This is a genomic window from Mycobacterium sp. E2479 (genome assembly GCF_001667925.1).
Taxonomy (GTDB): Bacteria; Actinomycetota; Actinomycetes; order Mycobacteriales; family Mycobacteriaceae; genus Mycobacterium.
The window spans coordinates 1-26,384 of record NZ_LZJR01000128.1 but is presented as its reverse complement, the minus strand read 5'-3'; the positions used below and the strand labels follow the sequence as shown (position 1 = coordinate 26,384).

24 protein-coding genes and 1 pseudogene are annotated in these 26,384 nt (G+C 65.5%); 15 read left to right on the top strand and 10 right to left on the bottom strand.

The window, feature by feature from the left end:
* Positions 1-14: 14 nt before the first annotated feature.
* Positions 15-1,622, bottom strand: coding sequence for a Na+/H+ antiporter (locus A5686_RS18735; protein WP_067937394.1), 1,608 nt, complete (start codon positions 1,620-1,622; stop codon positions 15-17).
* Between the two features lie 100 nt (positions 1,623-1,722).
* On the opposite strand from A5686_RS18735, the gene A5686_RS18730 reads away from it, so the two are divergent.
* Complete coding sequence (locus tag A5686_RS18730; protein WP_067937392.1) at positions 1,723-2,157, top strand: protease inhibitor I42 family protein; 435 nt, start codon at positions 1,723-1,725, stop codon at positions 2,155-2,157.
* Positions 2,158-2,195: 38 nt separating this feature from the next.
* On the top strand, positions 2,196-2,675 hold the full coding sequence (locus tag A5686_RS18725) for a hypothetical protein (RefSeq protein WP_067937390.1): 480 nt from the start codon (positions 2,196-2,198) through the stop codon (positions 2,673-2,675).
* Positions 2,676-2,678: 3 nt separating this feature from the next.
* Here A5686_RS18725 and A5686_RS18720 read toward each other — a convergent pair whose 3' ends face one another.
* On the bottom strand, positions 2,679-3,971 hold the full coding sequence (locus tag A5686_RS18720; RefSeq protein WP_067937388.1) for an alpha/beta hydrolase: 1,293 nt from the start codon (positions 3,969-3,971) through the stop codon (positions 2,679-2,681).
* Positions 3,972-4,166: 195 nt separating this feature from the next.
* On the opposite strand from A5686_RS18720, the gene A5686_RS18715 reads away from it, so the two are divergent.
* Complete coding sequence (locus A5686_RS18715) at positions 4,167-4,523, top strand: type II toxin-antitoxin system HicB family antitoxin (protein WP_067937386.1); 357 nt, start codon at positions 4,167-4,169, stop codon at positions 4,521-4,523.
* A gap of 8 nt (positions 4,524-4,531) precedes the next feature.
* Here A5686_RS18715 and fdxA read toward each other — a convergent pair whose 3' ends face one another.
* Positions 4,532-4,858, bottom strand: coding sequence for a ferredoxin (fdxA, locus tag A5686_RS18710; RefSeq protein ID WP_007770504.1), 327 nt, complete (start codon positions 4,856-4,858; stop codon positions 4,532-4,534).
* Between the two features lie 276 nt (positions 4,859-5,134).
* On the opposite strand from fdxA, the gene A5686_RS18705 reads away from it, so the two are divergent.
* On the top strand, positions 5,135-6,118 hold the full coding sequence (locus tag A5686_RS18705) for a LysR family transcriptional regulator (RefSeq protein ID WP_067937385.1): 984 nt from the start codon (positions 5,135-5,137) through the stop codon (positions 6,116-6,118).
* On the opposite strand, the gene A5686_RS18700 is transcribed toward A5686_RS18705, so the two are convergent.
* From A5686_RS18700 to A5686_RS18690, 3 genes are all read right to left on the bottom strand, one after another.
* Complete coding sequence (locus tag A5686_RS18700; protein ID WP_067937383.1) at positions 6,082-6,798, bottom strand: sirohydrochlorin chelatase; 717 nt, start codon at positions 6,796-6,798, stop codon at positions 6,082-6,084. The two genes, A5686_RS18705 and A5686_RS18700, sit on opposite strands and share 37 nt — an antisense overlap.
* A gap of 7 nt (positions 6,799-6,805) precedes the next feature.
* Positions 6,806-8,473: a nitrite/sulfite reductase gene (locus A5686_RS18695; protein WP_067937381.1), complete on the bottom strand. Its 1,668-nt coding sequence runs from the start codon at positions 8,471-8,473 to the stop codon at positions 6,806-6,808.
* A 245-nt stretch (positions 8,474-8,718) separates the two neighbouring features.
* Positions 8,719-10,107 (bottom strand): FAD-binding oxidoreductase, encoded by a 1,389-nt coding sequence (locus tag A5686_RS18690; protein ID WP_067937379.1) that lies wholly within the window; start codon positions 10,105-10,107, stop codon positions 8,719-8,721.
* A gap of 247 nt (positions 10,108-10,354) precedes the next feature.
* Here A5686_RS18690 and A5686_RS18685 point away from each other — a divergent pair, with 247 nt between their 5' ends.
* On the top strand, positions 10,355-11,833 hold the full coding sequence (locus A5686_RS18685; protein WP_067937377.1) for a protein kinase: 1,479 nt from the start codon (positions 10,355-10,357) through the stop codon (positions 11,831-11,833).
* A gap of 206 nt (positions 11,834-12,039) precedes the next feature.
* On the opposite strand, the gene A5686_RS18680 is transcribed toward A5686_RS18685, so the two are convergent.
* Positions 12,040-12,486: a DUF1707 domain-containing protein gene (locus A5686_RS18680; RefSeq protein ID WP_067937375.1), complete on the bottom strand. Its 447-nt coding sequence runs from the start codon at positions 12,484-12,486 to the stop codon at positions 12,040-12,042.
* Between the two features lie 63 nt (positions 12,487-12,549).
* Here A5686_RS18680 and A5686_RS18675 point away from each other — a divergent pair, with 63 nt between their 5' ends.
* Both A5686_RS18675 and A5686_RS18670 read left to right on the top strand, forming a co-directional pair.
* Positions 12,550-13,158, top strand: coding sequence for a TetR/AcrR family transcriptional regulator (locus A5686_RS18675; protein ID WP_369829724.1), 609 nt, complete (start codon positions 12,550-12,552; stop codon positions 13,156-13,158).
* Between the two features lie 65 nt (positions 13,159-13,223).
* Entirely contained in the window at positions 13,224-14,558 is a 1,335-nt protein-coding gene (locus A5686_RS18670; protein ID WP_067937373.1) for an adenylate/guanylate cyclase domain-containing protein, read from the top strand.
* 7 nt (positions 14,559-14,565) lie between these two features.
* Here A5686_RS18670 and A5686_RS18665 read toward each other — a convergent pair whose 3' ends face one another.
* Positions 14,566-15,834: a cytochrome P450 gene (locus tag A5686_RS18665; protein ID WP_067937372.1), complete on the bottom strand. Its 1,269-nt coding sequence runs from the start codon at positions 15,832-15,834 to the stop codon at positions 14,566-14,568.
* 147 nt (positions 15,835-15,981) lie between these two features.
* Between A5686_RS18665 and A5686_RS18660 the strand changes: the two genes are divergently transcribed.
* The 7 genes from A5686_RS18660 (at position 15,982) to A5686_RS18625 (ending at position 24,152) form a co-directional block, all read left to right on the top strand.
* A complete protein-coding gene (locus tag A5686_RS18660) occupies positions 15,982-16,434 on the top strand; it encodes a VOC family protein (RefSeq protein WP_067937370.1) in 453 nt (150 codons plus the stop codon).
* A gap of 116 nt (positions 16,435-16,550) precedes the next feature.
* Complete coding sequence (locus tag A5686_RS18655; RefSeq protein ID WP_067937369.1) at positions 16,551-16,925, top strand: hypothetical protein; 375 nt, start codon at positions 16,551-16,553, stop codon at positions 16,923-16,925.
* A gap of 363 nt (positions 16,926-17,288) precedes the next feature.
* Entirely contained in the window at positions 17,289-20,390 is a 3,102-nt protein-coding gene (locus tag A5686_RS18650) for a DUF3427 domain-containing protein (RefSeq protein WP_067937365.1), read from the top strand.
* A 1,211-nt stretch (positions 20,391-21,601) separates the two neighbouring features.
* Positions 21,602-22,276, top strand: a complete 675-nt coding sequence (locus A5686_RS18640; RefSeq protein ID WP_067937363.1) for a C39 family peptidase — start codon at positions 21,602-21,604, stop codon at positions 22,274-22,276.
* A gap of 199 nt (positions 22,277-22,475) precedes the next feature.
* On the top strand, positions 22,476-22,994 hold the full coding sequence (locus tag A5686_RS18635; protein WP_197520631.1) for a carboxymuconolactone decarboxylase family protein: 519 nt from the start codon (positions 22,476-22,478) through the stop codon (positions 22,992-22,994).
* Complete coding sequence (locus A5686_RS18630) at positions 22,991-23,551, top strand: carboxymuconolactone decarboxylase family protein (protein ID WP_067937361.1); 561 nt, start codon at positions 22,991-22,993, stop codon at positions 23,549-23,551. The genes A5686_RS18635 and A5686_RS18630 overlap by 4 nt, the downstream gene beginning before the upstream one ends.
* Before the next feature lie 64 nt (positions 23,552-23,615).
* Positions 23,616-24,152 (top strand): TetR/AcrR family transcriptional regulator, encoded by a 537-nt coding sequence (locus A5686_RS18625; protein ID WP_197520636.1) that lies wholly within the window; start codon positions 23,616-23,618, stop codon positions 24,150-24,152.
* On the opposite strand, the gene A5686_RS18620 is transcribed toward A5686_RS18625, so the two are convergent.
* Positions 24,132-25,301 carry an acyl-CoA dehydrogenase gene (locus tag A5686_RS18620; protein WP_067937357.1) on the bottom strand — a complete coding sequence of 390 codons (1,170 nt, stop codon included), beginning with the start codon at positions 25,299-25,301 and terminating at the stop codon, positions 24,132-24,134. The two genes, A5686_RS18625 and A5686_RS18620, sit on opposite strands and share 21 nt — an antisense overlap.
* Positions 25,302-25,477: 176 nt before the next feature.
* Between A5686_RS18620 and A5686_RS18615 the strand changes: the two genes are divergently transcribed.
* The gene (locus A5686_RS18615; RefSeq protein WP_197520630.1) at positions 25,478-26,257 is read left to right on the top strand and encodes an Rv3717 family N-acetylmuramoyl-L-alanine amidase; all 780 of its coding nucleotides are present in this window, start codon (positions 25,478-25,480) and stop codon (positions 26,255-26,257) included.
* Between the two features lie 7 nt (positions 26,258-26,264).
* On the opposite strand, the pseudogene A5686_RS18610 reads toward A5686_RS18615, so the two are convergent.
* Positions 26,265-26,384, bottom strand: a pseudogene (locus A5686_RS18610) (cutinase family protein); the annotation flags it as partial.

The window sequence follows — 26,384 nt, the reverse complement described above, 5'->3', positions numbered from 1 at the left end:
GCCACCGACGGGCCCTACTCGTCCTCGTCGTCGTCGTCGGCAGCGGCGGCGAGCAGCTGCACTTCCTCCAGATCCATCTCGTTCTGCAACTCGCGCAGCACGATGTCGTCGATGAGGTTCTGGTTGCGCAGCGCGGTGATTTCCCGGCGCTTGTGTTCGAGCACGCCCAGGCGCACCCGCCGGAGCTTCTCCCGGCCCTTGACGATGCGGGTGTTTGGCGAACCGTCCTCGGTGGCCAACACCAGCGCCGCCTTTTCCTCGTACTCCTTTTGCAGCCGCCGCCTCAAGTCATCGCCGATGCCGACCTCGTCGGCCACCGTGGGCAGCGCGGCGAGGGCGGCCCGGGCTCCCCGACAACGAGCCAGATGCAATTCCTCGGCGTGGGTGACATCTTGGGGCATCTTCGCCCACCGAACCACCGCGGGCAGCGTGCTGCCCTGGACCAGGACGGTCACCAGGATGACGACGGTCACGATGAAGATCAGCATGCTGCGGTCCGGGAAGGGTGCGCCGCTCAGGGTTGTCATCGGCACGGCCAGCGCCGCCGCCAGCGACACGGCGCCACGGAATCCCGCCCAGGCGGTGACGAAACGCTGACGCCAATTGACCCGGCGTTCGCGCTGCGCCTGGCGGCGGTCGATGAGCCGGATCAGCAGCGTGGTGATTTCGCCCCAGAATATGCGAGACACGATCACCACGCCCGTGATCACCAGCGCCACGAACAGGGCGTGCCGGACTCCGCCGTCGACGCCCACGATGCCGCGCAGCGCTCCCGGGATCTGGACACCGACGAACACCCACAACGAGCCGTTGAGCAGGAAGGTCGCGATGTCCCAGAAGGCAAAGGACTGCAGCCGGGAACGGGCCCGGATCACCAATGGGCTGGCGTAGGCGAGGACGAGCGCCGACACCATCACCGCGACCACGCCGCTGCAGTCCATCGATTGCGCCAGCAGGAAGGCGGCGAACGGCGTCAGCAGGCTCAACGCCCCTTCCTCCTGGGGCGCATCGATTCGCTTGCGCAGCAACGTCACCGCGCCACCGACCAGCAGCCCGGCGGCGATCCCGCCCAGATAGGAGCCGATGAACCGGGCGGTCACCTCGGGCGGGGTGATCGACGACCCACCGATCGCGACGTTGACGCTGACGGCGAACAGCACCAGGGCGGTGCCGTCGTTGATGAGACTCTCGGCCTTGAGCACGGTCAGCGACCGGCGTGGCAGCTTCTTCGCGAGACCAGCCACCGCGGCCGCGTCGGTGGGCGACAGCACCGCGCCCAAAACGCCGGCGGCGTGCGGATTCATGCCCAGCGCTCGCGCCGTCCAGGACACCGCGACCGCGGTGGCGATCACCAGGACGATGCTGAGGAACACGATGATGCGTGCGTTGGCCCGGATCTCGCGGAAGCTGGTGTTTAGGCCCTCCCAGTAAAGAATCGCCGGCAGAAACAGCAGCAGCAATATCTCGCCGTTCACCTTGATGTGCGCAAAGTGGGGGATCAGCCCCAGCAGGACGCCTAGCAAGATCAGCAACACCGGGGGCCCGACGCGATAGCGCCGGCCGATGACCGTCCCGACGATGACGGTGGAGACCAGGGCAACGATCAGTTCGAGGCCAAACACCAGCCCATCCTGCCGGACGCGCTGAAGGGCGGCGTCGTCGCCTATCTTCGGTCTGGATCAGACCTATTAGGCTCCGGGGCGGAAATCAAAGGGGGATTTGGTGAAGCTCAGGCTACTGGTAACAGTCGCCATGCTGACGTTGTCGACGGTGGTGGGCTGCCACTTCGCGTCCCGAAACCCGCCATCGACCAGAACGCTCCAGGTTCCCATGAAGGATGTGCTGACGCAGAGCGAGATCGCCCAGAACACCACCCTCTCCGTCGGCAACACCCTGGTGGTGGAGTTGGGCTCGAACTACACCACCCCGTACCGGTGGACGCCCGATACCAAGATCGGCGACGCATCGATCGTCAAGCAAGTCAGCCACCAGTTCGTCCAGCCGACCTCTGACGCGCTGGGGGCGCCCGGCAAAGAAGAGTGGACGTTCGCCGCGCTGAGACCGGGAACCACCACCGTCAGCACGTCGTACACCAGCTTCGTGGACAAGGACGCCAAACCGGCGTGCACCTACACGCTGACCGTGACGGTCCAATAAGCCTGCGGACCGGCCGCACGCGGGGCTACGGTTCGGACGTGTTCGCGTTCCTCCGCAATCTGTCCCAGATCGGCCAGTTGCCCGCGGCGCTGCGTGAGGCACTCGAAGCCGAGGGCACCATCTTCAGCGCCGGCCGGGTGGGGGTGGTCCGGCACTTCAATGGCCATGTGCCCGGGGTGTATTCGGCCGGTGGCGTCTCGCGGTATACGGGCGGGTTCGCGTTCAGCGCCGCCCGAGTCGTCGCCACCTTTCCCGCGCGCGGCGACGCCAACCTACGGTCCATCGACTGCGCGTGGGACACCGACTCTGGGCCGGGCCGGGCCACCATCACCGACAAGGGCCTCGGCATCGACATCGACCTTCGTGGAGTCGACCCGGCCTTCAGCGGCTCGATGAGGCTCAACTACAAGAAGCGAATTCCCGACGAGGTGCTGACAGCCCTACCCAGGACGACGCTGCGCTTTCCGGTGGAACCGGTGTTCGTGTACCGCGCCGCCGGGGTGCGTCCGAAGCCCTAGCGGTTACGACACCTCGGGAGCCGCGACGACGTCGGCCCGCAGGTGCGCGGCGTAGATCTCGGCGAGGAATTGCTCGATGGCCACCGCGGTGTGGACGGCGCGGATTGAGCCGAAGATGTCGAAAGCGTGTTGGGTGAGCGGTAATTCGGCGTACACCACCGGCTGCGCGCTGACTTGCCGAAGTTTCTCGACGAACGTGCGGGCTTGCTCGACGTAGGCCAGCGAGTCGTTGGTTCCGTGCAGGACGAAAAACGGGGGAGCGTCGGCGTGCACGTGGTTGACCGGCGACGCGGACTCGAACGTCTGCAGGTGTGTCGACGGCTTCTGCTTGATGATCGACTTGATCAGCAGCCCCGGCATCATCGGATGCAGCGTCTTGTCGAACCGGGTGAAGTCGTAGATGCCGTAGAGCGGCACCGCAGCCTGCACGCGTGTGTCGGCGTCTTCGAATCCCGGCTGAAACTGCGGGTCATTCTGCGTCAGCGCGGCCAGCGCCGACAGGTGGCCGCCGGCCGAACCCCCGGTGATGACGACGAAGTCGGGATCGCCGCCGTATTCGGCGATGTGCTCCTTGACCCAGGCGAGGGCGCGCTTGACGTCGACGATGTGGTCGGGCCAGGTGTTGCGTGGGCTGTGCCGGTAGTTGACCGCCACGCAGATCCAACCCAGCTCGGCGAGATGGCTCATCAGCGGATGGGCTTGTCCGCGTTTGTTTCCCGTCGTCCATGCGCCGCCGGGGACCTGGAAGAGCACCGGCGCCTTGCCCGCCGGGTCGAGGTCGGGACGCCGCCAGATGTCCAGGTGGTTGGCGCTGCCGTATTCGCCGTAGCTGATGTCGGAGTCGTGGGCGTAGTCGCGGTAGATCCGCAGCATGCGCAGCACCCCGGGGGTCTTGGCGGTGCCGCCGCCGGACGGCCGTCTCCACAGGCTTGCCGACTCGGTGAACCGGTCGGTCCCCAGCCCGCTGTCCAGCGCCTCGGTCAGGGGCACATTGGCCCGATGCCCTGCGCGGCTGAAGTTCAGCAGGCCCACCGCCGAGAGGCAGGCGACAATCCAGGCGGTTATTCGCACGGGCCGAGTCAGGCGACGACCGGTCAACGCCAGTCCGCCGAGCTGGCTCACCAGCGTTTGCAGCGGGAATTCGGTGACGACCAGCCCGAACATCCACGAAAACAGCGAGGCGTATCCGCTGCGCGCCAACGGCCGGTAGGCGTTGAGGGTGGACGCCGCGGTCACGGTGGTGACCCCCAACGACCCAAGTTGCCGGATGACGTGGACTATTCGGGCTATCCGCATTTCCCCACCTTACGAAACTGGTAGCGGACTCTCTGAAGTGATAGCGCCCGCGCTAGCTGATTCGGGACGGCCCGCATGGCTCCCGACGAGGCGCCGACGCCCCGGGTGTGGCGGCACAACGCTCCGCGGCCGTCACCGCTCCGCTGGGGATAAGTGACTCGCGAATCCGCTAGCACCCGTGCTATCAACCCCGGCGTGAACCACTACACCTACCGCGTCGCATGGTCGCCGTACCACGGCGAATACGTGGGCTCGTGTCTCGAATTGCCGTTCATGCGCCGCGAAGCGCCGACCGCGCAAGAGGCGATCGAGGCCGTCGAGACGGCCGTCGACCGCCACATCGAAATCATGCTGAACACCGGCGAAACGCCGCCGACGCCCATGGCGGACCGCAGCTACAGCGGCACGATCGTGATCAGGACGTCCCCGGAGTTGCATAGCCGCCTGGCCGTCGAAGCCGCCGAACAACAGGTCTCGATGAACCAGTGGGTGGTTCAGAAACTCTCCGGGCGCAGACCGAGCGACACCTTCGGGCTCTCCGGCTGGGACTAGCGCGGAGGCTATGACGCCTCGGCTCTGCTCTCCAGTGCCTTGACCGGGGCCGGGTCGTTTTCGGTCAGCCCGACCTTCGCGGCGCCGCCGGGCGAGCCGAGCTCGGTGAAGAAATCGGCGTTGATCTGCAGGTATTGGCTGTGCTCGTCCGGCAGATCGTCTTCGTAAAAGATGGACTCGACCGGGCAAACCGGCTCGCAGGCACCGCAGTCGACACACTCGTCGGGATGGATGTAGAGCATCCGGGCGCCCTCGTAGATGCAGTCGACGGGGCATTCCTCGATGCATGCTTTGTCTTTGATGTCGACACAGGGTTCGGCGATCACGTAGGCCACGAGTGATGTCCTTCCTTTGGCCAGCGGGGTTGCCGGCTGCGAGCCGTCAAAACACAGTCTGGCTGGCTAATTTAGCGCGACAGCGCGCGCGGGGGCTACCGGCCTCTTGGTTTGAAGCGATCGGTAATCCGCAAAACGGCGGGCCCGGGCTGGGGGGTCTGAACCTCTTGGGCCGCGCGAGTCATGTCGCCCATCGTTCCGGGCGGGACGGGAGGCTTGGCGTTGTGGTGTCACAAGCTATAGTTGTGTCACACCATTTGATTGTGAGCTACCGCCATGCCGCTGAGCCCTCGGTTGCCCGACCTCGCCGCGTTCGAGGCGTTTTTGGCGATAGCCGAGACCGGCAGCCTCGGCCGCGCCGCGCGCGAACTCGGGCTGACCCAGCAGGCCATATCCCGGCGGCTTGCCACCATGGAGGCCCAGATCGGCGTCACCCTGGCCGTTCGGACCACGCGCGGTTCGCAACTGACGCCCGCGGGCCTGATCGTCGCGGACTGGGCGACCCGCCTGCTCGAGGTCGCCGGCGAGATCGATGCGGGCCTGGGTTCGCTGCGAAAGGAAGGCCGCGGACGGATCAGGGTGGCGGCCAGCCAGACGATCTCCGAACAACTCATGCCGCACTGGCTGCTGTCCCTGCAGGCCGAGGCGGCGCGGCGCGGCGATACCGCGCCTCAGGTGATTCTGACCGCCACCAACAGCGACCACGCGATCGCCGCGGTCCGCGACGGCAGCGCCGACCTTGGATTCGTCGAAAACCCGGGCACGCCAAAGGGTTTAGGTAGTTGTGTGGTGGGAGGGGACGAGTTGGTGATCGTCGTTGCGCCCGAACACAAGTGGGCGCGACGCGGGCGGGTGGTGACCGCGCGCGAACTCGCGCAGACACCGCTGGTGGCCCGCGAAATGCATTCGGGCATCCGCGATTCGCTGACAGTGGCGTTGCGCAGGGTGCTCGGCGAGGACATGGAACAGGCCGCGCCCGTGCTGGAATTGACCTCGGCGGCGGCGATGCGCGCCGCGGTGCTCGCCGGCGCGGGACCGGCGACCATGAGCCGGCTGGCCGTCGCCGACGATTTGGCGGTCGGCCGCCTGCACGCCGTGCACATCCCGAAGTTGGATCTGCGCCGCAAGTTTCGGGCCATTTGGATCGGCGGGCGCACCCCGCCGGCCGGAGCGATCCGCGACCTGCTCAGCCACATCACCAGCCGCACGGCGGCGTCGAAAGCTCAGGCCGCGGCGTCCTCGGCCAGCGCCTCGTCGTAGCGGTCGAGCACAGTCTCGGCCACCAGCCGGTGCGCCCCCAGCGGCGCCGCCATGAGAATGCCGTTGTCGCGGGCAAAGTTTGACACCCCGTCGGTGATGAGGCCCGGCGCCAAGAACCATGGTGCGATGACCAGCCGGCGCGCGCCCCGACGGCGGAGCTGGTCTGCGGCGCGGGCCACCGACGCCTCGGGCCGGGTGGCGAACGCCGTTGTGGCCCCGGCCCATTGGGTACTGGCAGCCAGCCTGGCCGCCACCTTGGAGGTGCGTGCATTGGCAGCGAGGTTCGACGAACCGATCGCGACGACCATGAGCCCGAGATCGTCGTCCAGCGGGGAAACCCCGATCTCGACGAGTCGCTCGCGCAGCACTGCGACCAGCCGCTCGTCCTCGCCGAGCACGTCGGCCTGCCGGATGCCATGGGCGCCGGCCTCGGCGATCTGCTTGGGGATGTCCAAACGCGCGTGATAGGCGCTGGCCAGGAGTAATGGGGCGACCACCGCGCGGCGACTGTCCGGCAACCCGGCCAGCACGTCGGCGAAGCTCGGCGTGTTCAGCTCGAGGAACGCCAGCCGCACGTCGAGGCCGGGCCGCATCATCGCCAGGCGGTCGGCCACGGCCTCGGCATTGGCGCCCGACCGGGGGTCGCGGCTGCCGTGTGCGGTGAGTACCAGTGTGTTCACTACGGCCTCAGCGCAATTCGTCCTCGTCGGCACGCAGCGCCCAGGACGCGAACGTCTCCCCGTCCTGGCGCCCGTCGAGGTATTTGCGTGTCACCCGGTCGATGTAGTCGCCCAGTTCGGCGCTGGTGACCTTATGCTGGCGCAGTTTTCGGCCGAAGCCGCTCTGCTCGCCCAGGCCGCCGCCGAGGTGCACCTGGAAACCCTCGACCGAGTTGCCCTCGCCGTCGTCGATCCACTGGCCCTTGAACCCGATGTCGGCGACCTGAATTCGTGCACACGAGTTCGGGCACCCGTTGAGATGCACGCTGATCGGCAGGTTGAGCCTGGAATCGACGTCGGCCAGGCGCTGTTCCAGCTCGGGCACCAAAGTCTGTGCCCGCACCCGGGTTTCGGCGAACGACAGCTTGCAGTACTCGATTCCCGTGCACGCCATGGTGTTCTTGCGCCACGACGACGGCCGCGACGGCAGTCCGAGCGCCTCCAGCCCCGCGACCAGCTCGTCGACCTTGTCGTCGGCGACGTCGAGGATCACCAGCTTCTGGAACGGGGTCCACCGCGCCCGGTCGGAGCCGGCCTTCTCCATGAGGTCGGCCACGGCCGACAGGGTGCTGCCCGATACCCGCCCGACGATCGGCGCGACGCCGACCGCGTTGAGCCCGTTCTTGATCCGCTGCACCCCGACGTGGTCGATGGTGTGCTTGACCGGCGCGGGCGCCGGTCCATCGATCAGCCGGCGGTTCATGTACTCCTGTTCGAGAACATCACGAAATTTCTCCACGCCCCAGTCCTTGACCAGGAACTTCAGCCGGGCCTTGGCCCGCAGCCGCCGGTAGCCGTAGTCGCGGAACAGCCGGGTCACGCCCTCCCAGACGTCGGCGACCTCGTCCAGCGGCACCCACACGCCCAGCCGCTGGGCCAGCATCGGGTTGGTCGACAGGCCGCCGCCCACCCACAGGTCCAGGCCGGGGCCGTGTTCGGGGTGGTTGACGCCGACGAACGCGATGTCGTGCGTCTCGTGCGAGACGTCCTGCAGGCCGGAGACCGCGGTCTTGTACTTGCGGGGCAGGTTGGCGTACTCGGGGTTGTTCAGCGAGCGCCGGACGATCTCGTCGATCGCGGGCGACGGGTCGAGGATTTCGTCGAGCGAGTCGCCGGCCAACGGCGAGCCGTGGATGCCGCGGGGGCAGTCGCCGCAGGCCTCGGTGGTCTGCAGGCCCACGGAGTCGAGCCGACGCCAGATCTCGGGCACGTCCTCGATCCGGACCCAGTGCAGCTGCAGGTTTTCCCGGTCGCTGATGTCGGCGGTGTCGCGGGCGAACTCGGTCGAGATCTGCCCCAGCGTGCGCATCGTGTGCGCGGTCATCGCCTTGCCGTCGGAGCGGACCCGCATCATGAAGTACTTGGCTTCGATCTTCTCGGTGTTGTCGTCGCCGGTCCAGCTGCCGTCGTAGCCCTGCTCACGCTGGGTGTAGAGGCCCATCCAGCGGAACCGGCCGCGCAGGTCGTCCTTGGCGATGCTGTCGAAGCCCTGCTTGGAATAGATGTTGATGATGCGCTCGCGCACGTTGAGCGGCGCGTCGTCGTTTTTGAACTGCTCGGTGTGGTTGAGCGGTTCGCGATCGCCCAGCGCCCACTGACCGTCGTTGCGGGTCTTGACGGGACGTGCGGTGGTCATGTGGCGTTCTCGTTCCTTATGGCGCGTCTGGCCTCGGATCGGGCCGTCTGCGGTCGCGGAGCGGGCGTATCGTGCCGCGTCATCGCGATGAAGTTGGGTCTGTGGGCACCCGTAAGTTCGTCGTTGGACCCACGGGTCGCGATTTCCATGGTGCACTACCTACGAGGGCTTCAGTAGAGGTCATATGTTGTGAAGGCACAACTGCGCGTTGTGTGTGCTGGTTCACTTCGGGCGGCGGCGAGGGCTCACACCTCGTCGCCCGCAGCGAACGCGACGTCGGGGTTGAGGATGCCCGCCGGGTCGAAGCTCGCCTTGATCCGGCGCATCAGGTCGACCTTGACCGGATCCTCGAGCTCCACGAAGTACGGGGCTTTGGCCCGGCCCAGGCCGTGTTCGCCGGAGATCGCGCCGCCCAATTCCATTGCGAGCGCGAAGATGTCGGTCAACAGTTTCTTTCGAATCGCCGCGTCCGGGCAGAAGATGGCCAGGTGCACGTTGCCGTCACCGGCATGCCCACAGCCCGCCGCCGCGCCGCCGGCGCCCGCCGCCAGGCCGCGCGCACCGGAAAGGAACTTCGGCATCGCGCCGCGCGGCACCACTGCGTCGATGAGGTCGTCGGCGTTGAGCGCCTTGAGCGTCCAGAACGCCTTCTCCCGCGCCTCGATGAGCTTGCGCGCCGAGCCGCCTTCGAGCACGTAGGCGTCCACCGCACCCAGCTCGGCGAGCAGTTCGCCGGTTCTCTCGACGTCCTCGTCCAGCCGGTCAGTGGTCCGATTCTCTAGCGCCACAACCAGATAGGCCTGACAGCTGTCCCGGATGTTATCGGGCACGCCCAGCTCGAGATTCTGGGTATGGACCAGCGCGGCCATCGTCACGTTGTCGACGTACTCCAGGATGTAAGGCGCCAGACCGCTGGCGAGGATCTTGGGCACCGCTGCCATGACTTGGTCAAAGTCGGCGAACGGGGCGAGGACGGTGGCGCTGTGGTCCAGCCGCGGATGCAGCTTGACGGTCACCTCGGTGGCCAGGGCCAGGGTGCCTTCGGAGCCGACGATGAGCTGGGTCAGGTCGTAGCCGGTGGAGACCTTCGCGATCTTGCCGCCGGTGCGGATGAGCTCGCCGGTGGGCAGCGCGGCCTGCAGCCCGAGCACGTTGTGGCGGGCGATGCCGTACTTGACCGCGCGCATGCCGCCGGCGTTGGTGCCGACGTTGCCGCCGACGCTGGACGACAGCTCGCCCGGGTGCACCATGTACCGCAGCCCTGTGCCGGCGGTCGCGTCGTCCAGTTCGGTGAGCGTCACCCCGGGCTGGACGACGGCGACCTGGTTGGTGACGTCGACCTCCAGCACGGCGTTCATGCGCTCGAAGGAGATCAGCAGCCCGTCCGCCCGGGGGATCGCCGCGCCCGACAAGCCCGTGCCCGAACCACGGGCCGTCACCGCCACGCGGGTTTCCGTGGCGAGCTTGAGCAACCGCGCGACCTCGTCGGCGGTCGCGGGTTTGGCCAGGTATGCCGGTTTTTGCGGCGGCTTGGTCAGCACCTCGTCGTGCGCATAGTCCTCGAGGATGGCGTCGCCCGTGAGCAGGTTGTGCTCGCCGACGATCCCCGCGAACTGCGCCGTCATGTCGGTCATCGAAGGCCTCACCGTCTTACGTGCCGGACACTTAGTCACTGTATCGGGGCGTGCGGCTCGAGACTGGACGGTGCCGCTGCCGCTAGGGTGGCACTGGCGCCGTGTCGCTGTTGGTCATCCCGGCCGGCGAACGATAGCGGCCCTCGGCGATGTCTCGGAGTAGCGACACGCGTGAGGCTGCGCACGTTATGTCGGCGCCCAATTCGGGAACTCGCGACCTGGACTGTCTTGAGAAAGGAGTGCGGCAGTGACCTCCTCGTCCCGCGGTTCGCGGCTCGGTACCCGGTTCGGGCCGTACGAGCTGCGCTCACTGATCGGCACCGGGGCCATGGGCGAGGTCTACCGCGCGTACGACACGGTTAAAGACCGGATGGTCGCGCTCAAGCTCTTACGTGGCGAGACGGCAGCGGACCCTGGCTTCCAGCAACGTCTTTGGCGCGAGTGCCGAAAGGTGACGCGGCTGCAGGAGCCACATGTCCTGCCGCTGCATGACTTCGGCGAGATCGAAGGCGTGCCGTTCATCGATATGCTCCTGGTCGATGACGGCGGCAGCCTCAAGGACCTGCTGCGCGAGCAGGGCGGGCTGGAACCGTCGCGTGCCGCGTCGATCACCGCGCAAGTGGCGCGTGCGCTGGACGCCGCGCATGCCGGTGGGTTGCTGCACCTCGACGTCAAGCCTGAGAACATCCTGCTCACCCACGACCACTTCACCTACCTTGCCGACTTCGGCACCGCCCAGGCCGCCGGCGACGAGAAAATCTCGCGGACCTACATGGCGCCCGAGCGATTCACCACCGGACGCGTGGGACCGCAGACCGACGTCTACTCGTTGACGTGTGTGCTTTACGAATGCCTCACCGGCCAACCGCCGTTCGAAAGCGAGGACGCGGGGGAGCTGAAGCGCGCGCACATATTGGCGCCGGCGCCCCGGCCGAGCATCATGCGCCGCGGCGTCGGCCGGGAGTACGACGACATCATCACCCGGGGCATGGCCAAGCAGGGCGCGGCGCGGTTCGCTTCCGCGGGTGAGCTTGCCCGGGCCGCCAGTGAGGCGGTGTTCGCCGCCTACGAACCCGTGGGTGCCGCGGCCGGGCGAAGCGGTCCCCCGAAGACGCATCCATTGCCGACCGCCCCCCTTGCGGAGCTCGATGCGCCCGCTGACCGCCCCGAGCCGCCCGCCGCCTCCAGGTCGGCGTGGCATTGGCCGGCGATCGGCCGCACACCCGTCGTGGTGGCGGCGGTGGCGGCAGTCATGTTGATCGCCGGGCTGCTGTTATCGGTGAATCTGGTTGGTGCAACTCATCACAACGGTTCGGCCTCGCCGCCGTCGCAAACGGTTGAGGCGGCGCCTCCGGCCCCGACGACCTCCGTGCCACCGCTGACGCCGACACTGTCGCGTCCGGTGAAGGGCGCCGATGGGTTGGGGTTCGTGGGCGAGACCGCCCGCTGCGATCCGGGTAATCCGCCGGCCGCCGTGGTGCGAACGAGCAAGTCGTTGGCAGTGGTGTGTCAAAACCTCAGTGGGACTTATTATTATCGCGGCGAGCGGATTCGCGACGGTGCCCACATCGAGCTTTCCAATGCCGAGCGGGTCGAGGACGGGTTCGACGTCACCAATCCGGTCGACGGCGTGGTTTACGAGGTACGCCCGAACCGGCTGCGGATCATCAGCTACGGCCACGTCGATTCGTCGGAGCCCGTGCTGCAGTACGCTACCGCGTCGTAATCACCACGAGCGCTTTGTCTCTCGGCGCAGCGTCCATAGTGTAGGCCCCGTGACTAACCGCCTTCCGGCCATGACACGTTTCTCGAACGTGCTGGCGGATGTGCTAGCCCTTTTGAAAGTCGCCTATCGGTCCGAGGGCCCGTCGCACCAGCTGCTGTGCGAAGATCGCGCCAGTTCCCAAGTGGCGCCACTGATTTCTGCATGATCTAATGAGTTATTCCGTTTTCCAATGACTTTGGGCGACGCGGTACCGATAAAGCGTGGCTGACCAGCCCGATGCCCGCACCGAGGATGGGCCAGATGGGCCAGAAGTAGGTCGCGTCGGTTGTCATGGCGACGGCTGCCCAGACGGTGAGCACGATGACGCACATGGCGAGGTACGCGTAAAGGTGGGCGCGCAGTCCGCGACGCGCCGCGGCGATGCGAGCGGCACGCCGGCGGGGATCGTGACGCCGGATGCGATCGACCGGGAGGCCCGCGGTGAGTTCGCGCAGTTCTTCGGCCGTGTGCGTCTGGAACACCGATTGCAGCCGTTGGTCGTACTCGTCGACCTGCAGGTAGCCCTGGGCGAGCGCCTGACCGAGTAGGTCGGCCGTCTTCTCACGGTCCCGGGTGCCAGCGAGCGTGGATGTGGTTTCGAGCGGATTCGACATGTCGCCTCCTGGGTCGCCGATGTGAATAGCATTAACATAGACATTAATGTTAATATCGTCAACATGGCAGTGCAGCGGGCGGCCGTCAGGCGGCGCCAGAGCTACCACCACGGCGACCTCAAACGCGCGCTGACCAGCGCCGCGCTCTCGCTGGTGGCCGAGAAGGGGCCGAAGGGATTCACCCTGACCGAGGCGGCGCGACGAGCCGGGGTCAGCGCCGCGGCCCCGTACCGGCACTTCGCCGATAAGGCCGAGCTGCTGGCCGCCGTCGCCGAACAGGGATTTCACGCGTTGCACGCCGACCTCGCTGCGGCCGCCGAGCGCGTCTTGGATCCGAAGGAGCGGGTGGTCGAGCTCGGCCGGGCGTATGTGCAATGGGCGATTGCCCATCCCGACCACTATCAGGTGATGTTCGGCGCGGAGTCGCTGAAGGCCGAGCAGCCGGGCCTGGCGGTCGCCGGTGAGCAGGCGTTCGGCGACCTGCTCGACGCGATCGCCAAGTGCCAGGAGGCGGGGATCGTCGGGGCTCAGGACCCGCGAGACGTGGCCGCGCCGCTCTGGTCGCTGGTGCACGGCATCGCGTCGCTTGCCATCGGTGGCCAACTGAGCGCTGTCGGGATTGTTCAAGCCCCCGACGAATTGATCGCGGGCGTTGTGGCGCAAGTGCTTTGAGCGATTCGGGCGCTTTGCTGCGCATGATGCCTCACTGAGCGGGTGTGAAGTGGCATGCTTCTACCATGGCGGCCGTCCCCCAAACGGTCTATGCGCGAGATGGCGATGTCCACCTCGCTTATCAACTGGTCTCTGACAACGGATCCGACCTGCTTTTCGTCCCCACCGCGACGTTCCCCATCGACTTGCTGTGGGACGACCCGACGGTCGCGGGCCACCTGCGCCACCTGGCGTCGTTCAGCCGGCTGATCATTTCCGACCTGCTCGGGATGGGAAGTTCGGATGCCGTGCCGATCCATAACCTTCCGGCGATGCAGGCTTGGACGGACGGGCTGGTCGCGGTGCTCGACGCCGTCGGCAGCGAGTGCGCGTCGGTGTTCGGGATGTCGGAGTCGGCGCTTCCTGTCCTGCTTTTGGCGGCGACCCATCCGCAGCGCGTCCGCTCGCTGGTGCTCTTCAGCCCTTACGCGCGGTTTTTGCGGGCCGCCGATTATCCGCAGGGGATGCCCGAACCGGCGTTTAGCCGATACGTCGACTCGTTCGGCGACACCGTCGGCACCGGTGCCGTCGCTGATCTTTTGGCCCCAAGTTGGAGCGGTGATGCCGGCAAGCAGCGCTGGTTTGCTCGCGGCGAGCGCCTGGCCGGCGGGCCCGGCTACTTCAAAGCCATCTTTAACCTGTTCCTGCGCACCGACATTCGGGCCGTGCTCGACAGCGTCCAGGCGCCGACGCTGGTGCTCCATCGCCGCGATGACCGCCACGTGACCGGCGCGCACGCTCACTTTGTCGCCGAGCGGATTCCGAATGCTCGACTGATCGAGCTCGATGGGGAAGACAATGTGTGGTTCGCCGGCGACTGCGACCGGGTGCTCGACGAGATCGAATCGTTTGTCACCGGCTCGCGTGCGGCCGCGGCGACCAACCGGGTGCTGTCGACGGTGTTGTTCACCGACATCGTGGGATCGACCGAACGCGCCGAAGCGCTCGGTGATGAGGCCTGGGCCGCGGCCCTCGCCGCGCACAACGAGATCGTGGAGAAATATGTGTTGGGCGCACGGGGCGAAGTCATCAAGTTCACCGGCGACGGTGCACTGGCGACGTTCGACGGCCCGGCCCGAGCGATCAACTGTGCGTGCGCCATTCGAGATGCGGTGCAGGATTTAGGGCTCAACATCCGGGCCGGTCTGCATACCGGCGAGGTGGAGATGATCGACCACGATGTGCATGGCATCGCGGTCCATATCGCTGCGCGCATCATGGCGCTCGCCGGGCCCGACGAGGTGCTGGTGTCCGGGGCGGTTCCGCCGCTGGTCCTCGGGTCACGGATTGCCTTCGAAGACCGCGGTCGCCACGAACTCAAAGGTGTGCGGCACCGATGGCCGGTCTTGGCCGTGCGTTAAGGGTGGGTCACCATGGGCGTGGCGTTTCCCGGGTCTGCCCCGGTGTGAACGTGACCGGGAGCTTGCCCAGGCCGGTCATGCTCGGGTTGCCCAGGTATTGGTGGACGTTCTCGACGTCGACCTGGTAGTCGGGGAGGCGATCGAGGACGGCCTTGACCAGCACGCCGGACATCAACCGGGCCAGGTGCGAGCCGATGCAGCGGTGTGGGCCCAGCCCGAAGGCGACGTGGCGGTTGGGTGTGCGGTCGAGGATGATCTGATCGGGGCGGTCGAATTCGTTTTCGTCGTGGTTGGCCGAGAGCCAGCTGATGACGACGCGGTCGTTCTTGCGCAGGCGTTGGCCGGCGAGGACGACGTCGTGAGTGACTGTGCGGCTGAGGGTTTGGTTGACCGAAAAGTAGCGCAGGAACTCGTCGGTGGCGGTGCGGTACAGCTCGGGGTGGTCGATGAGTTGCTGTCGGGTCTCCGGGTGGGTGCCCAGGTGCAGCAGGGTCAGCGCGGTCTGGGAGGTGGTGGTGTCGACACCGCCGCCGATGAGGTTCCACAGGATGTTGAGCAGCTGCTCGTCGGTGAGGCGGTGGCCGTCGAATTCGAAGTGAATGAGGAAGCTGGTCAAGTCTTCTCGGGCATCGGCCCGTCGGTTGGCGGCGAACTCGAGGACCTCTTCCATCATGGCGGGCACTTTGGCGATCGCGTTGGCGTACTCGTCGCTGTCCTGGGGGACGGCCATGACGGAGTGAAAGAGGTTGGCGTACAGGTGCCAGTTGTCGTAGGGCAGGCCCATCAGCTTCATCGTGAGGATCGCCGGGACCGGGCTGGCATAGTCGAGCACCAGGTCCATGTGCCCTTTAGTTACTTGTTGATCGAGGAACCAGTGCGCGGATTGCTCCATGAAGGGCTTGAGCTTCTCGACGGCGCCGGGGGAGAAGAACGGCGCCAGAGCGTGCCGTAGCGCTTGGTGGTAGGGGCCATCGACCTCGCCGATGCCGAGGGCCGGCTGGCCTTCGGGGCGGGGGACGCCCATCTCGCCCTGATAGTCGACGCCGTCTTCGGCGTTGGGCTCGTATTTGTGGGCGAAAGTGCCTCCGTTGCGGGCGGTTTGGCTGACGGCGTCGTAGCTGCTGAGGAACCAGAACCCGCCGTAGTTCTCGTTCCACGCCACCGGACATCGCTGCCGCAGGTCGGCGTTGACGGCGAGCTCGTTGAGGTTGAAGGCGTCGGAATGATGGTCGAAGTCAACGATTGCGTCGGCACTGACGTTCGGACGTGTGGCCATCGAAAAGCCCTCCAACGGAAGGTGATCTGCCTGCTCGGCGGTGCGCTTATTATCTTTGCATTATTACGCGTTTGGGCTGGGTGGTGGAAGCGGCTTCGAGGCCGGCCGGCGTGACCGCTTGGGTCGATTTGCTGCGGAAAGGGTGTCATGACGAGCCATCGGACGGTTTTCAATCACGTTGGGTTATGCGTCACGGACCGCGAGCGGTCGCGCCGCTTCTACGAGGGGTTGCTGGGGTTCCAGTTCTGGTGGGAACTCGACCCGCCCGACGGCCCGACCTCCCAGCTGGTAGGACTGCCCGAGCCGCTCGGCGTGCACGCGACGTATCTGGTGCGCGACGGCTTGGTGCTGGAGCTGATGGACTACTCGAAGCGGCAGGTTCACGCCGGCTCGGAGCGGGTGATGGATCAAATCGGGCTGACGCACATCTCGTTCTCGGTGTCCGACCTTCCTGGGGTGTTGGGGAAGGTTGCGGAGTTCGGGGGAACGGTGGTCGACGCGACCGTGGGTGAGGCGATGGCGATGATCCGGGACCCGGATGGGCAATTGCTGGAGTTGCTTTCGGATGGGTGGTTGGCGGCGTTGCCGGCGCAGCCGTAGCAAATGCACCTGTCCGACAGCTGTCCAAACAATTTGAGCTGTCAGTCGGACACCAGCCAAAGACACTGTATCGGGTGCGCAGTTGGCCTGTCAGTCGTTCGTGCCAGCTATGCGGCGTGGACGAACACCAGGATGCTGAGCTGGCTGAACTAGCAGTGCTACTTCGGGAGCGCAATGCTCTCGACACGCGGTTGGGTCGCCTATTGGATCGCCCGGTCAATACCGGAAGCATCGGTGAGTGGATTGCAGCTCGAGTCTTCGGCATCAAGCTGGAGGCTGCGGCAAACGCTGCCGGCTACGACGGCCATTTCACCGGCGGGGTTCTCGGCGGCCGAACCGTGAATGTAAAGGCTTACACGAAACTGGAGGGCGTGCTCGACATCAATCCAAATGCGCCGTTGGACTACTACCTTGTCTTTACCGGCACTAAAGGAGCACCCGTGTCGTCTCGCGGCACTCTCAGGCCCTTCTGTATTGACGCTGTCTTCTAGTTCGACGCCCAGCGCCTTCACCGTGAGCTTATGGAGCGCGGTGTGAAAATCGGCATCGCAACCAGCGTGCGTAGGGCACAGTGGGATCAGGCCCAGATTTACCCAGCTGCGAACAACCCGCTGTTAGTAGTCAGCGAAGCGCAACGCAGTCAGCTTGCGATGTTTGCTTGCGGCTAAAAGTGGGTTGTCGCCACGGTCTTGAGAAGAGTGCGGGACAGTGGGGGCGTGATAGAGAGCACCGTATCGCCGTGAGTCTCTATTGGATCTGAAGTGACCATGGCTGAGTGCATTCGCCGAATGTTGGCCGTGCGGGGCAGACCAATTTCGGCTTCTTTGTCGGGTTGATCCGCTACGCTCCCCGACGTGCATGAGGGCCTCTACGAATGGTTATTGACAGAACGGTTGAATCGAGAACTCGCCGGGCGGTCTGACCTTCATTCGGAAATAAGCCCGGTCGATGACGGCGAGCAGCCGCTGGCTATCGCACGACATCTCACGCCGCTCATCGAGCGCTCGCTTCGCGCAGCTGCAACAGCAGAAGACCGAGTCGAACTGGCGCACCGGATACTGGCGGCGCTGCCTAACCAAGATGTGATCTCCGAGGCGATGTATCAACGCGAGCCCGGGAGGATCGAGCGACTCGACGAGGTCATGAGAGTGGACCGGCTCGGTGCCGTCCCTTTACTTCGGCCCGTCACTCCGTTGTCGGACACAGCGTTGATGACCAACGCGCACAACGAGCCGACGTTGGCTGCCGAGTTGCGCGCCGAACTTGCCAGCGCCGATCAGGTGGATCTGCTATGCGCGTTCGTTAAGTGGCAGGGTTTGCGGTTGTTAGCAGATGAACTGAATGACCTGCGACTGCGTAACGTTCCCGTGCGGGTCATTACGACGACCTACCTCGGCGCCACCGACGCGCGCGCCCTTGACGCTTTAGTCGAGGAGTTCGGTGCCGAGGTGCGGGTCAACTACGAAACACAGCGCACACGACTGCATGCCAAGGCGTGGTTGCTGCGCCGCAACACTGGCTTCCACACCGCGTATGTAGGGTCGAGCAACCTGTCGCACGCCGCACTAGTCGATGGGCTGGAGTGGAATGTGCGACTCTCGGCGGTGTCGACGCCGCATCTGCTGGATAAGTTTCGCGCGACCTTCGAATCATACTGGGAAAACACGGAATTCAACCCTTATGAGCCGTCGTCGGATGGCGAACGGTTGCGGGCGGCCCTTGACATCGCCGCCGGTGGACGCCAAAGGGACGGTCTCGCAGTTACCCTTTCCGGTCTCGAGGTGCACCCGAAGCCGTTCCAGGCAGAGATGCTCGAGGAACTTGACGCAGAGCGGACGCTGCATGATCGGCATCGCAACCTGATCGTGGCCGCCACCGGGACAGGGAAGACTGTGGTCGCCGCACTGGATTATCGCCGGCTCGTGAAAGAACGGCACGGGCGCGACTTGACGCTGCTCTTCGTGGCTCACCGCAAGGAAATCCTCACGCAGGCACGGCGGATGTATCAGGAGGTGCTGACCGAGTCGACCTTCGGTGAACTGCTTGTAGGCGGAGACCTGCCGAATCGCTGGCGCCATGTCTTCGCCAGCATCCAGTCATTGTCCGCTGAACGACTCGCCGCCATCGAGTCCGACCACTTCGACGTGGTGGTGATCGATGAGTTCCACCACGCGGAGGCCGCGTCATATCGGCGGCTGCTGAATCATGTCCGGCCCCTTGAACTTTTGGGCCTGACCGCAACGCCCGAACGCGGCGACGGGGTGGACGTGCGAGAGCTCTTTGACTGGCGAGTGGCCGCCGAACTTCGACTCTGGGATGCGCTTGAGCAGCACCTGTTGTGCCCGTTCCACTACTTCGGGATTCATGACGGTGTCGACCTGGATGACTTGCAATGGAGGCGCGGCGGATACGAGCTATCGGCACTTAGCAATCTCTACACGGGCAACGATGCCCGGACGCGGATTGTGCTCAAGGAACTTCGGGACAAGGTGCCCGATGTGGCCGCGACGCGTGCTCTAGGTTTCTGCGTGAGCGTCGAGCACGCCCGCTACATGGCGGATCGATTCGTCGCCGCGGGGGTACCGGCCCGAGCGGTGTCAGCGGACACTGCGACCGCCGAACGGCAGGCGGCACTAAAAGACTTACGCGAGCGAAGGATTAACGTTCTCTTCGCCGTTGACCTGTTCAACGAAGGGCTCGACATTCCTGAGGTCGACACAGTGTTGTTTCTCCGACCCACCGAGAGTGCCACCGTCTTCCTACAGCAACTTGGCCGTGGTCTGCGGTTGACGGAGGGCAAAACAGTGCTCACCGCCTTGGATTTCGTTGGGCACCAACGTCGTGAGTTCCGCTTTGACCAACGCTTTCGCGCGTTGACAGGGCTGGGCCGCAAACAGCTGATGCGGCAAGTGGAGCAGGGTTTCCCATTCCTGCCATCAGGGAGCCAGATCGTGCTGGACTCGGTGTCGCAGGAGCTGGTCCTGCAAAACATCCGCCAGCAGTTAGCGCCGCGGTGGGCGGCACTGGTCTCCGAGGTGCGCGCGCACCCCAATGACGAACTTGGCTCTTACCTCGATGATTCTGGCCGCGGCCTGGAAGATGTGCTGCGCACCGGTAGGTCGTGGACGACGTTGTGCCGCGACGCCGGCAAGCCTATTGGCGCGCCCGGTCCGCGCGAACGTGAGTTAATTAAGCGTGTCCGCGCGCTCGCGCACGTCGATGACCGGCGTCGTCGTGCTGCTTACCTCGCAATCCTGAATGGAGACGCTCGGCGCGACAATAGATCTGACGAGCGGCTGGCCGAGATGCTTTTCTTCTCACTGTTTCCCGACGGCGGCCGGTTCGACAGCGTGGCAGCAGGCCTCGCAGCGTTGAAGAACGAGCCTGTGGTCGACGAGATGCGTCAGGTCATCGACCTTGCTTTCGACGCCGCGCGGCGCAGCACCTACCCCTTAGGGGAGCTCATTACGTCGTTGGCCGATGTGCCGCTGGGAGTACACGCAAGCTACTCACGCGAAGAGATCCTAGCTGCTCTTGAATTTGCTTCGCTGCGGCGTACACCGAGCACCATGCGTGAGGGTGTGGCATGGTGTGAATCGACAAACACTGATGCCTTCCTGATCACCCTGAGGAAGACTTCAACCGATTACTCACCAACGACGATGTATCGCGACTTCGCGCTTAGCTCCAACCTTTTCCATTGGGAATCGCAGTCGACCACCTCTGCAATGTCGAAGACGGGGCAGCGCTACATCAATCACCGACAAGGTGGCTCGCACGTACTCTTGTTCGTCCGGGAGACCAAGACCGACGCCTTAGGCACGGCGCCGTATGTGTTCCTCGGCCCTGCTGACTACGTTTCGCACGAAGGTGACCGGCCAATGGCGATTACCTGGCGGCTGCGTCAGCCTATGCCGACCGAAGTGTTCATGGCGTCGCGGGCGGTTGTGGCGTGATAATTATGTACATCGCAGCGCCAGTCGGTTAAAGATCTGAAGCACAGATGGCCGACGGTGGTCGAAGCAATCCCCGATGACGAGGCCGCCGCCTCGATGCCGAATCCGATAGCCATAACCCTTGGCATGCCCCCGACGGGGGTGTGGCGGTCCCCCCGACGGGGGTAACACACGAATCCGGTATCTACCGGCCAGACAAGTGGTTCATCGATCGGCGTCAGTGCGGGACTCGACGCGCCGCCGCCCGCGGACCGGTTGGCTGTGGTTGAAGTAATTCGGCGCCCCCGTCGGTCGTCGCCGAACAAGCATCCAAGTTGGCAGGCGGCGCCGTCGATAAGTTGCGTGCGCAGTACCCCGACGCAGCTGACGAGGTTCGGATCAAAAAGCTCGAAACCTTATTCTCAACGACTGTAACAACCACGGGCGCCGCAACAGGTGGTGTCGCAGCCGCACCTGGGGCCGGCACTGTCGCTGCGCTTGCCAGCGGAGTTGGTGACGGAGGCTTCTTCCTTACGGCTAGCGCCGCGCACGTGCTGGCTGTGGCGAGTATCTATGGGATACGCGTCGAAAATTATGAGCGGCAACATGCCCTGCTCCTGATGGTCCTAACGGGCGGCGGGATGGCGGGGGGTGTCTCCAAAGCTGCCGGACGAACGGGATCTCACCTTGGCGCGCGCAGCGTGCGGGCGGTGCCGATGGAGACCATCAATCGGATCAACCGTGTTCTTGGTAGGCACTTCATCACCAAGTACGGGACGAAGCGTGGAATCATCGTGCTTGGGTGCGCGGCGCCGTTCGGTCTTGGAGTTGCCATTGGCGGTGGCGGAAACTTTCTAATGGCACGAGGCGTCATCAAAGCAACGCGGAAGGCGTTTGACAGCGCTCTAGAGTACTAACGCGACCTCCTGCGCATACCGCAATACCTAAGGTCGTAGCCGTGACGCGGTTGCCTCTCGCGAGCGCAGACAGCAACTCAGCACGACTTCCACGACCGGAAGCCAATGCGCCCCAAGCCGTCTGAGCTCGCACTGGCCGCCGGGGTGCTCGTCGTGCGCCGCGCACTCTGGGGCCTTACGGCTACCCGATTGATAACTACCTGCGTGTCGGTGGGGTATTTGCGCCAACTTTCTGTCAATCTCCGTCCAGGGCCACAACCTGCACCTCTTTCGTCACATTTACACGCCGTCGCGGCGGCCCCGGAGCGGACACCCATGACGAGCACTACGCGGGCAAAGGTCGCCGGCGCCGCACGAACGGTCGGCCGGGTCGCTTTGTTGTCCGCCACGATTGCTGCGGCGCCGGTGATTCTGGCCGCTGGGGTGCACGCCAACCCGGGCGCTCCCGTCCCCGACGCCGACCATGAGTTGGGAATGTATGGCGATCCCGTCGCCGCCGCGCCCTACTGGCGCGAGCAACGCGGTTCCGACTGTGGGGAAATGGCGGTGGCCGATGTGGTCGGCCAGATTACGGGACGCGAACCAACAGAGCAGCAGATGATCACTTTGGCCGAAAACACACCCAGCACAGCGGGTCACGGGCCGATTTGGAAGCCAGCGGGCACAACCAATATCGCCGACCTTCCGGTACTGCTGTGGCACTACTGGATCAGAGCCGACAACATTCAGACCGATACCGACGCTGTGGCGCGCAAGTTGGGCGGGAACCACAAGGTCATCGTCATCCTCAATGCCGAAACAATTTGGAACCGGCCCGGGAAGCGAAACTCTGCGAACCACTTCGTGGTGGTCACCGGCATTGACAGCAAGGCTGGTGTGGTGCATCTCAACGACAGCGGCATCAGTACAGGCCGCGACGAGCAGGTTCCCATCGCGGTCTTCGATCAGGCGTGGGCCCCTAACTACAACTCGGCTATCGTGACCAAATGACGGTCGGCGACGGCGCGAAAGCGAAATAACTCGCAATCAAACGCAATCGAAGTGGCCGTGCAGTGGGCGCCGGGTCCGCGGGTAGAGCCCGAAAGCGATAGCACATGAGCTAGCAGTTTTCGGCAACGCTCTATACATCCGAACCGAGGTGTTCACTACAGTCGAGGGATCCTTCCTGGACGAGAAAGGGCCTCGGCGGATGACGCGAATGTCTCTGGCCAGCGCGGACGGACAACCGGAACAAATCCGGGAGCTGCTGACGCGTCCCGACACCCTCAACGTCCTACGACTGCTGGCCAACGCCCCCAACGTGTTTGACGGATGGGCACAGATGGCCGGCCAGCTTTTCGAGAGCCCCACCTTCACCCCACGGATGCGCGAAGTCATTATTCTGCGGGTGGCGCATCTGCAGGACTCGCCCTATGAACTCGCCCAGCACGTGATCTTCGCCCGCAGGGCGGGACTCAACGACCAACAAATCGACGCCCTACAAAACAACGCGGACCTGGACGCGGCCGGATTCAGCGACGACGAACGCACCGTCATCGACACCGTCACAGAATTGTGCACCACCCGCCGGCTCAGCGACGACACCTTCGCCACTGCCCACACCCTGCTTGGCGACGAGGCGCTCACCGAATTGCTGATGATCGTCAGCTGTTACTACGGCCTGGCGCTGGTGCTCAACGCCGTCGACCTCGACATCGACGCGAAATGACCCGCGTCCCTTATCGCCGGCCCGAAGACATGACCGAACTCGCCCGCGAATTGACCGTGCGGCGGGGCAATCTCAACGTCTACCGCGCACTGGCCAACGCCGAGAAGGTGTTCACCGGCTGGATGGTGGCCGGCGACGCCGCCCTGACCAGCCCAGTGTTGCCGAGAAGGCTTCGCGAACTGATCGTGCTGCGCACCGCCTATCTCATGGAGTGCGCATACGAACTGGGACAACACCGAGACGTCGCGCAAACGGTCGGAGTAGACACCGCCACCATCGACGCTGTCACCTCCGAGTCCGATTGGCAAACGGGACAATTCGACTCCACCGAGCTGGCGGTGCTGCGCCTGACGACCGAGCTGGTGACTTCCCGCCGCGTCGCGGCCCCGCTGTTCGACCAGGTGCACACTGCCCTCGGCTCGGAGGCCACCATGGAAGCGTTGATGGTCATCAGCCGATATGCCGGCCTGGCGCTGATGCTCAACGCGCTCGACGTCGACCTCGACGACACCGCCCGACTCCCGGTTCCGCCGACGAGCCAGGAACGCCTCCCGTAACCTGCATGGTGTGGTGGTGCGAAAGCAGCCTTCGACCCGCCTGTCCGCAGAAGACTGGCTCGAGGTGGGTTATACCGTTCTCGCCGAGGAGGGGGTGCGCGCACTCAAAGTCGAGCGCCTCTGCCAGCAGGCGGGCGTCACGCGCGGCAGCTTCTACTGGCACTTCGAGGACATCGAGCAGTATCGGGCCGCGCTGGTCGAGTCGTGGAACAAGTTCCTCGAACGGGACCGCCAAGCGCTGTGCGAGCTCGACGGGCTGCCACCCCGGGAACGGCTGTCGGCCCTGACCCGAACCCTGGTCAGCCCGCAGTACTGGATGCTCGAGCGGGCGATGCGCGAGTGGGCCCGCGTGGACCCGGTGGCCGCCGAAAGCATCCGCGCCACCGACCGGCTCCTGCTGCGCACCGTGATAAAGGCCTATAGCGACTACGGTTTCAGCCTCGAGGACGCCCGGCTGCGCGCTGAACTGACCTTCGCGGCCGGAATCGGACTGCTGCATCTCACCAGCTCGGCCGAGCAGGCCCAGTCGGTGTCGCAGCGCGAACGGTTCCTGGCCCTGATGCTGGGCGAGACGGACAACTCAAATCATGGCGATGGGTGAAATCTTCGCACCGATCGCCAACGCCCCGGCCAACTCCCGGCTGGTGTCGTAATCGAACACGACGTGCCCCGCGGCGATGTCCACGTCGCGCTTGGCGCGCTGCATGGGGTTCGACAGGAAGTGCACGCTGGCGCCGGAGGCCTCCATGAGATCGGCGATGATCGCGCGACTTTCGTGCACGGTGCGCGCGGCCGCCAGCCGGGCGTCGGCCCGCACCGATCGGCTCACCCGTTCCCCGCTGACCACAATCGCCTCGATGTCGTCGGCGGTCTTGGCCACCAATGCCCGCAGCGAATTCAGCCGTACCCGGGCCTCGCCCAGCCGGATCTGCGCAGCCGGCTGATCCTTTTGCGCCACCCCGCTGTAGGCCAGCACGCGCCCGCTGAGCCGTTCAGCGAACAGTTCGGTCACCCGCTCCGCGGCCCCGAGCACCGGCATGGATGCCGTCAGCGCCAGCGCCGGAACCATCGGCCACCGATACGTCGGGACGCCGTGCTCGCGCGCGCCCGGTGCCGTTCCGGCGTAGATGTCGGCCACGGCGACCAATCGATGCTCGGGCACCAGCGCGTCGGTGATGACGAGATCGTGCGAGCCCGTACCGCGCATGCCGGCCGTGTGCCAGGTGTCGACGACCTCGGCCTGCTCGGCGGGCAGCACGGCCAACGCCGGATCGATCCGGTCTTGCCTTTCGATGAGCACGCCGACGATCACCCAATCGGCATCCATCGCGCCCGTCGCCCACGACCACCTGCCGGTCAGGCGGACTCCGCCGTCGGCCGGGACGCCGCGGCCGGTGGGAGCCAGGGGAGCCGGCGCCAGCACCGGGCCCGACGCGAAAACCTCGTCCTGAGCGCGCGGATCGAACAGTGACAGCATCCAGTTGTGCAGCGCGTAGAAACCGAGCGTCCAGGCGCTCGATGCGCAGCCATGCGCCATCCGCCGAATCGGTTGCAGGAGTTCGGGAAACGAGGCCTGGATGCCGCCGAACCGGGCGGGCAGCAGCAACCGAAACAGGTCGGTCTGCCTGAAGTCGCTGATGGTCGGAGCGGGTAGGCGCCGCAATCGCTCGGCCTCGTCGGCGCGATCGGCCAGCCGTGCGACGAACTCGTCGGTGACGCCGTGCAGAGGGCGGCTTTCGACCACGGACATGCCGCCGACCGTAACATACCTTTTAGTACGTCGACATCCGGCGGCGAGAATGACTCCGAGGTTTGCTCGCCCGCGCGGGGCGCGGCTGATCGCGATGCCATTGCACGCCAGTACATTTCGACCAGCACCATCAACCGCCGCGGCTCGGCCGAAGGGCGAATTGCTACCATCGCGCGGTGAGTGATCGCCTAAGTGGGCTGCGATCCGTTGCCCGCCGCGACGTCCTGAAGGTCGCCGGTGTGATGCCGGTGATCGCCGCCGCCGGCGCACTGCTGCCGACCCCGCGGGCAAAGGCCGGGGTGGCCGGGATGTCGGTGTTTCTCGACCCGGGTCACAACGCCGTCAATGACGCGTCGATCAACCAGCAGGTCACCAATGGGCGCGGCGGCACCAAGCCGTGTCAAACGTCGGGCGCCGCTGCCGACGATGGCTATCCCGAGCACGCGTTCACCTGGGCGGTGGTGGGATTGATCAACGATGCACTGAACCAGATGGGCGTTCGAACCCAGCTGTCGCGCGACAGCGACGGCGGCGTCGGTCCCTGCATCGACCAGCGCGCCGCGGCGGCCAACGCCATGCACCCGGACGCCATCGTGAGCATCCATGCCGACGGTGGGCCTGCGTCCGGCAGCGGATTCCACGTGAACTACTCCAGCCCGCCGCTCAACGACGTCCAATCCGGACCCGCCGTGCAGCTGGCGCATGCGATGCGGGATGCCTTGGTCCAGTCCGGTTTACAGCCGGCCAACTACATCGGCTCGGACGGCCTGTACGGTCGCGACGACCTCGCGGGACTGAACCTGGCCCGGTACCCGGCGGTCCTGGTCGAACTGGGCAACATGAAAAACGCCGCTGACCTGGCCCGAATGGAAAGTCCGGACGGCCGGGCGAAATATGCCGACGCCGTCACCCAGGGGATAGTCGCCTTCCTGAACTCCAAAGCCCCGACCGGCTAGGGACGCCTCAGCTGCCAAACCCGCCCACCGGCGCCGCGACCGGAGCCTGCCCGCCCAGTGCCAGGTGGCTGGAGGCGAAGGCGACGCCCTTGTCGATCATGGCGCCGTCGTCGGCGTAGGTGTCGTG

Excerpts from the sequence above, each read along its gene's own strand:
- A5686_RS18720 (WP_067937388.1), bottom strand. The coding sequence starts at position 3,971 with ATGCGGATAGCCCGAATAGTCCACGTCATCCGGCAACTTGGGTCGTTG.
- A5686_RS18705 (WP_067937385.1), top strand. The coding sequence starts at position 5,135 with ATGCCGCTGAGCCCTCGGTTGCCCGACCTCGCCGCGTTCGAGGCGTTT.
- A5686_RS18695 (WP_067937381.1), bottom strand. The coding sequence starts at position 8,473 with ATGACCACCGCACGTCCCGTCAAGACCCGCAACGACGGTCAGTGGGCG.
- A5686_RS18690 (WP_067937379.1), bottom strand. The coding sequence starts at position 10,107 with ATGACCGACATGACGGCGCAGTTCGCGGGGATCGTCGGCGAGCACAAC.
- A5686_RS18680 (WP_067937375.1), bottom strand. The coding sequence starts at position 12,486 with ATGTCGAATCCGCTCGAAACCACATCCACGCTCGCTGGCACCCGGGAC.
- A5686_RS18675 (WP_369829724.1), top strand. The coding sequence starts at position 12,550 with ATGGCAGTGCAGCGGGCGGCCGTCAGGCGGCGCCAGAGCTACCACCAC.
- A5686_RS18670 (WP_067937373.1), top strand. The coding sequence starts at position 13,224 with ATGGCGGCCGTCCCCCAAACGGTCTATGCGCGAGATGGCGATGTCCAC.
- A5686_RS18665 (WP_067937372.1), bottom strand. The coding sequence starts at position 15,834 with ATGGCCACACGTCCGAACGTCAGTGCCGACGCAATCGTTGACTTCGAC.
- A5686_RS18660 (WP_067937370.1), top strand. The coding sequence starts at position 15,982 with ATGACGAGCCATCGGACGGTTTTCAATCACGTTGGGTTATGCGTCACG.
- A5686_RS18640 (WP_067937363.1), top strand. The coding sequence starts at position 21,602 with ATGACGAGCACTACGCGGGCAAAGGTCGCCGGCGCCGCACGAACGGTC.
- A5686_RS18635 (WP_197520631.1), top strand. The coding sequence starts at position 22,476 with ATGACGCGAATGTCTCTGGCCAGCGCGGACGGACAACCGGAACAAATC.
- A5686_RS18630 (WP_067937361.1), top strand. The coding sequence starts at position 22,991 with ATGACCCGCGTCCCTTATCGCCGGCCCGAAGACATGACCGAACTCGCC.
- A5686_RS18620 (WP_067937357.1), bottom strand. The coding sequence starts at position 25,301 with ATGTCCGTGGTCGAAAGCCGCCCTCTGCACGGCGTCACCGACGAGTTC.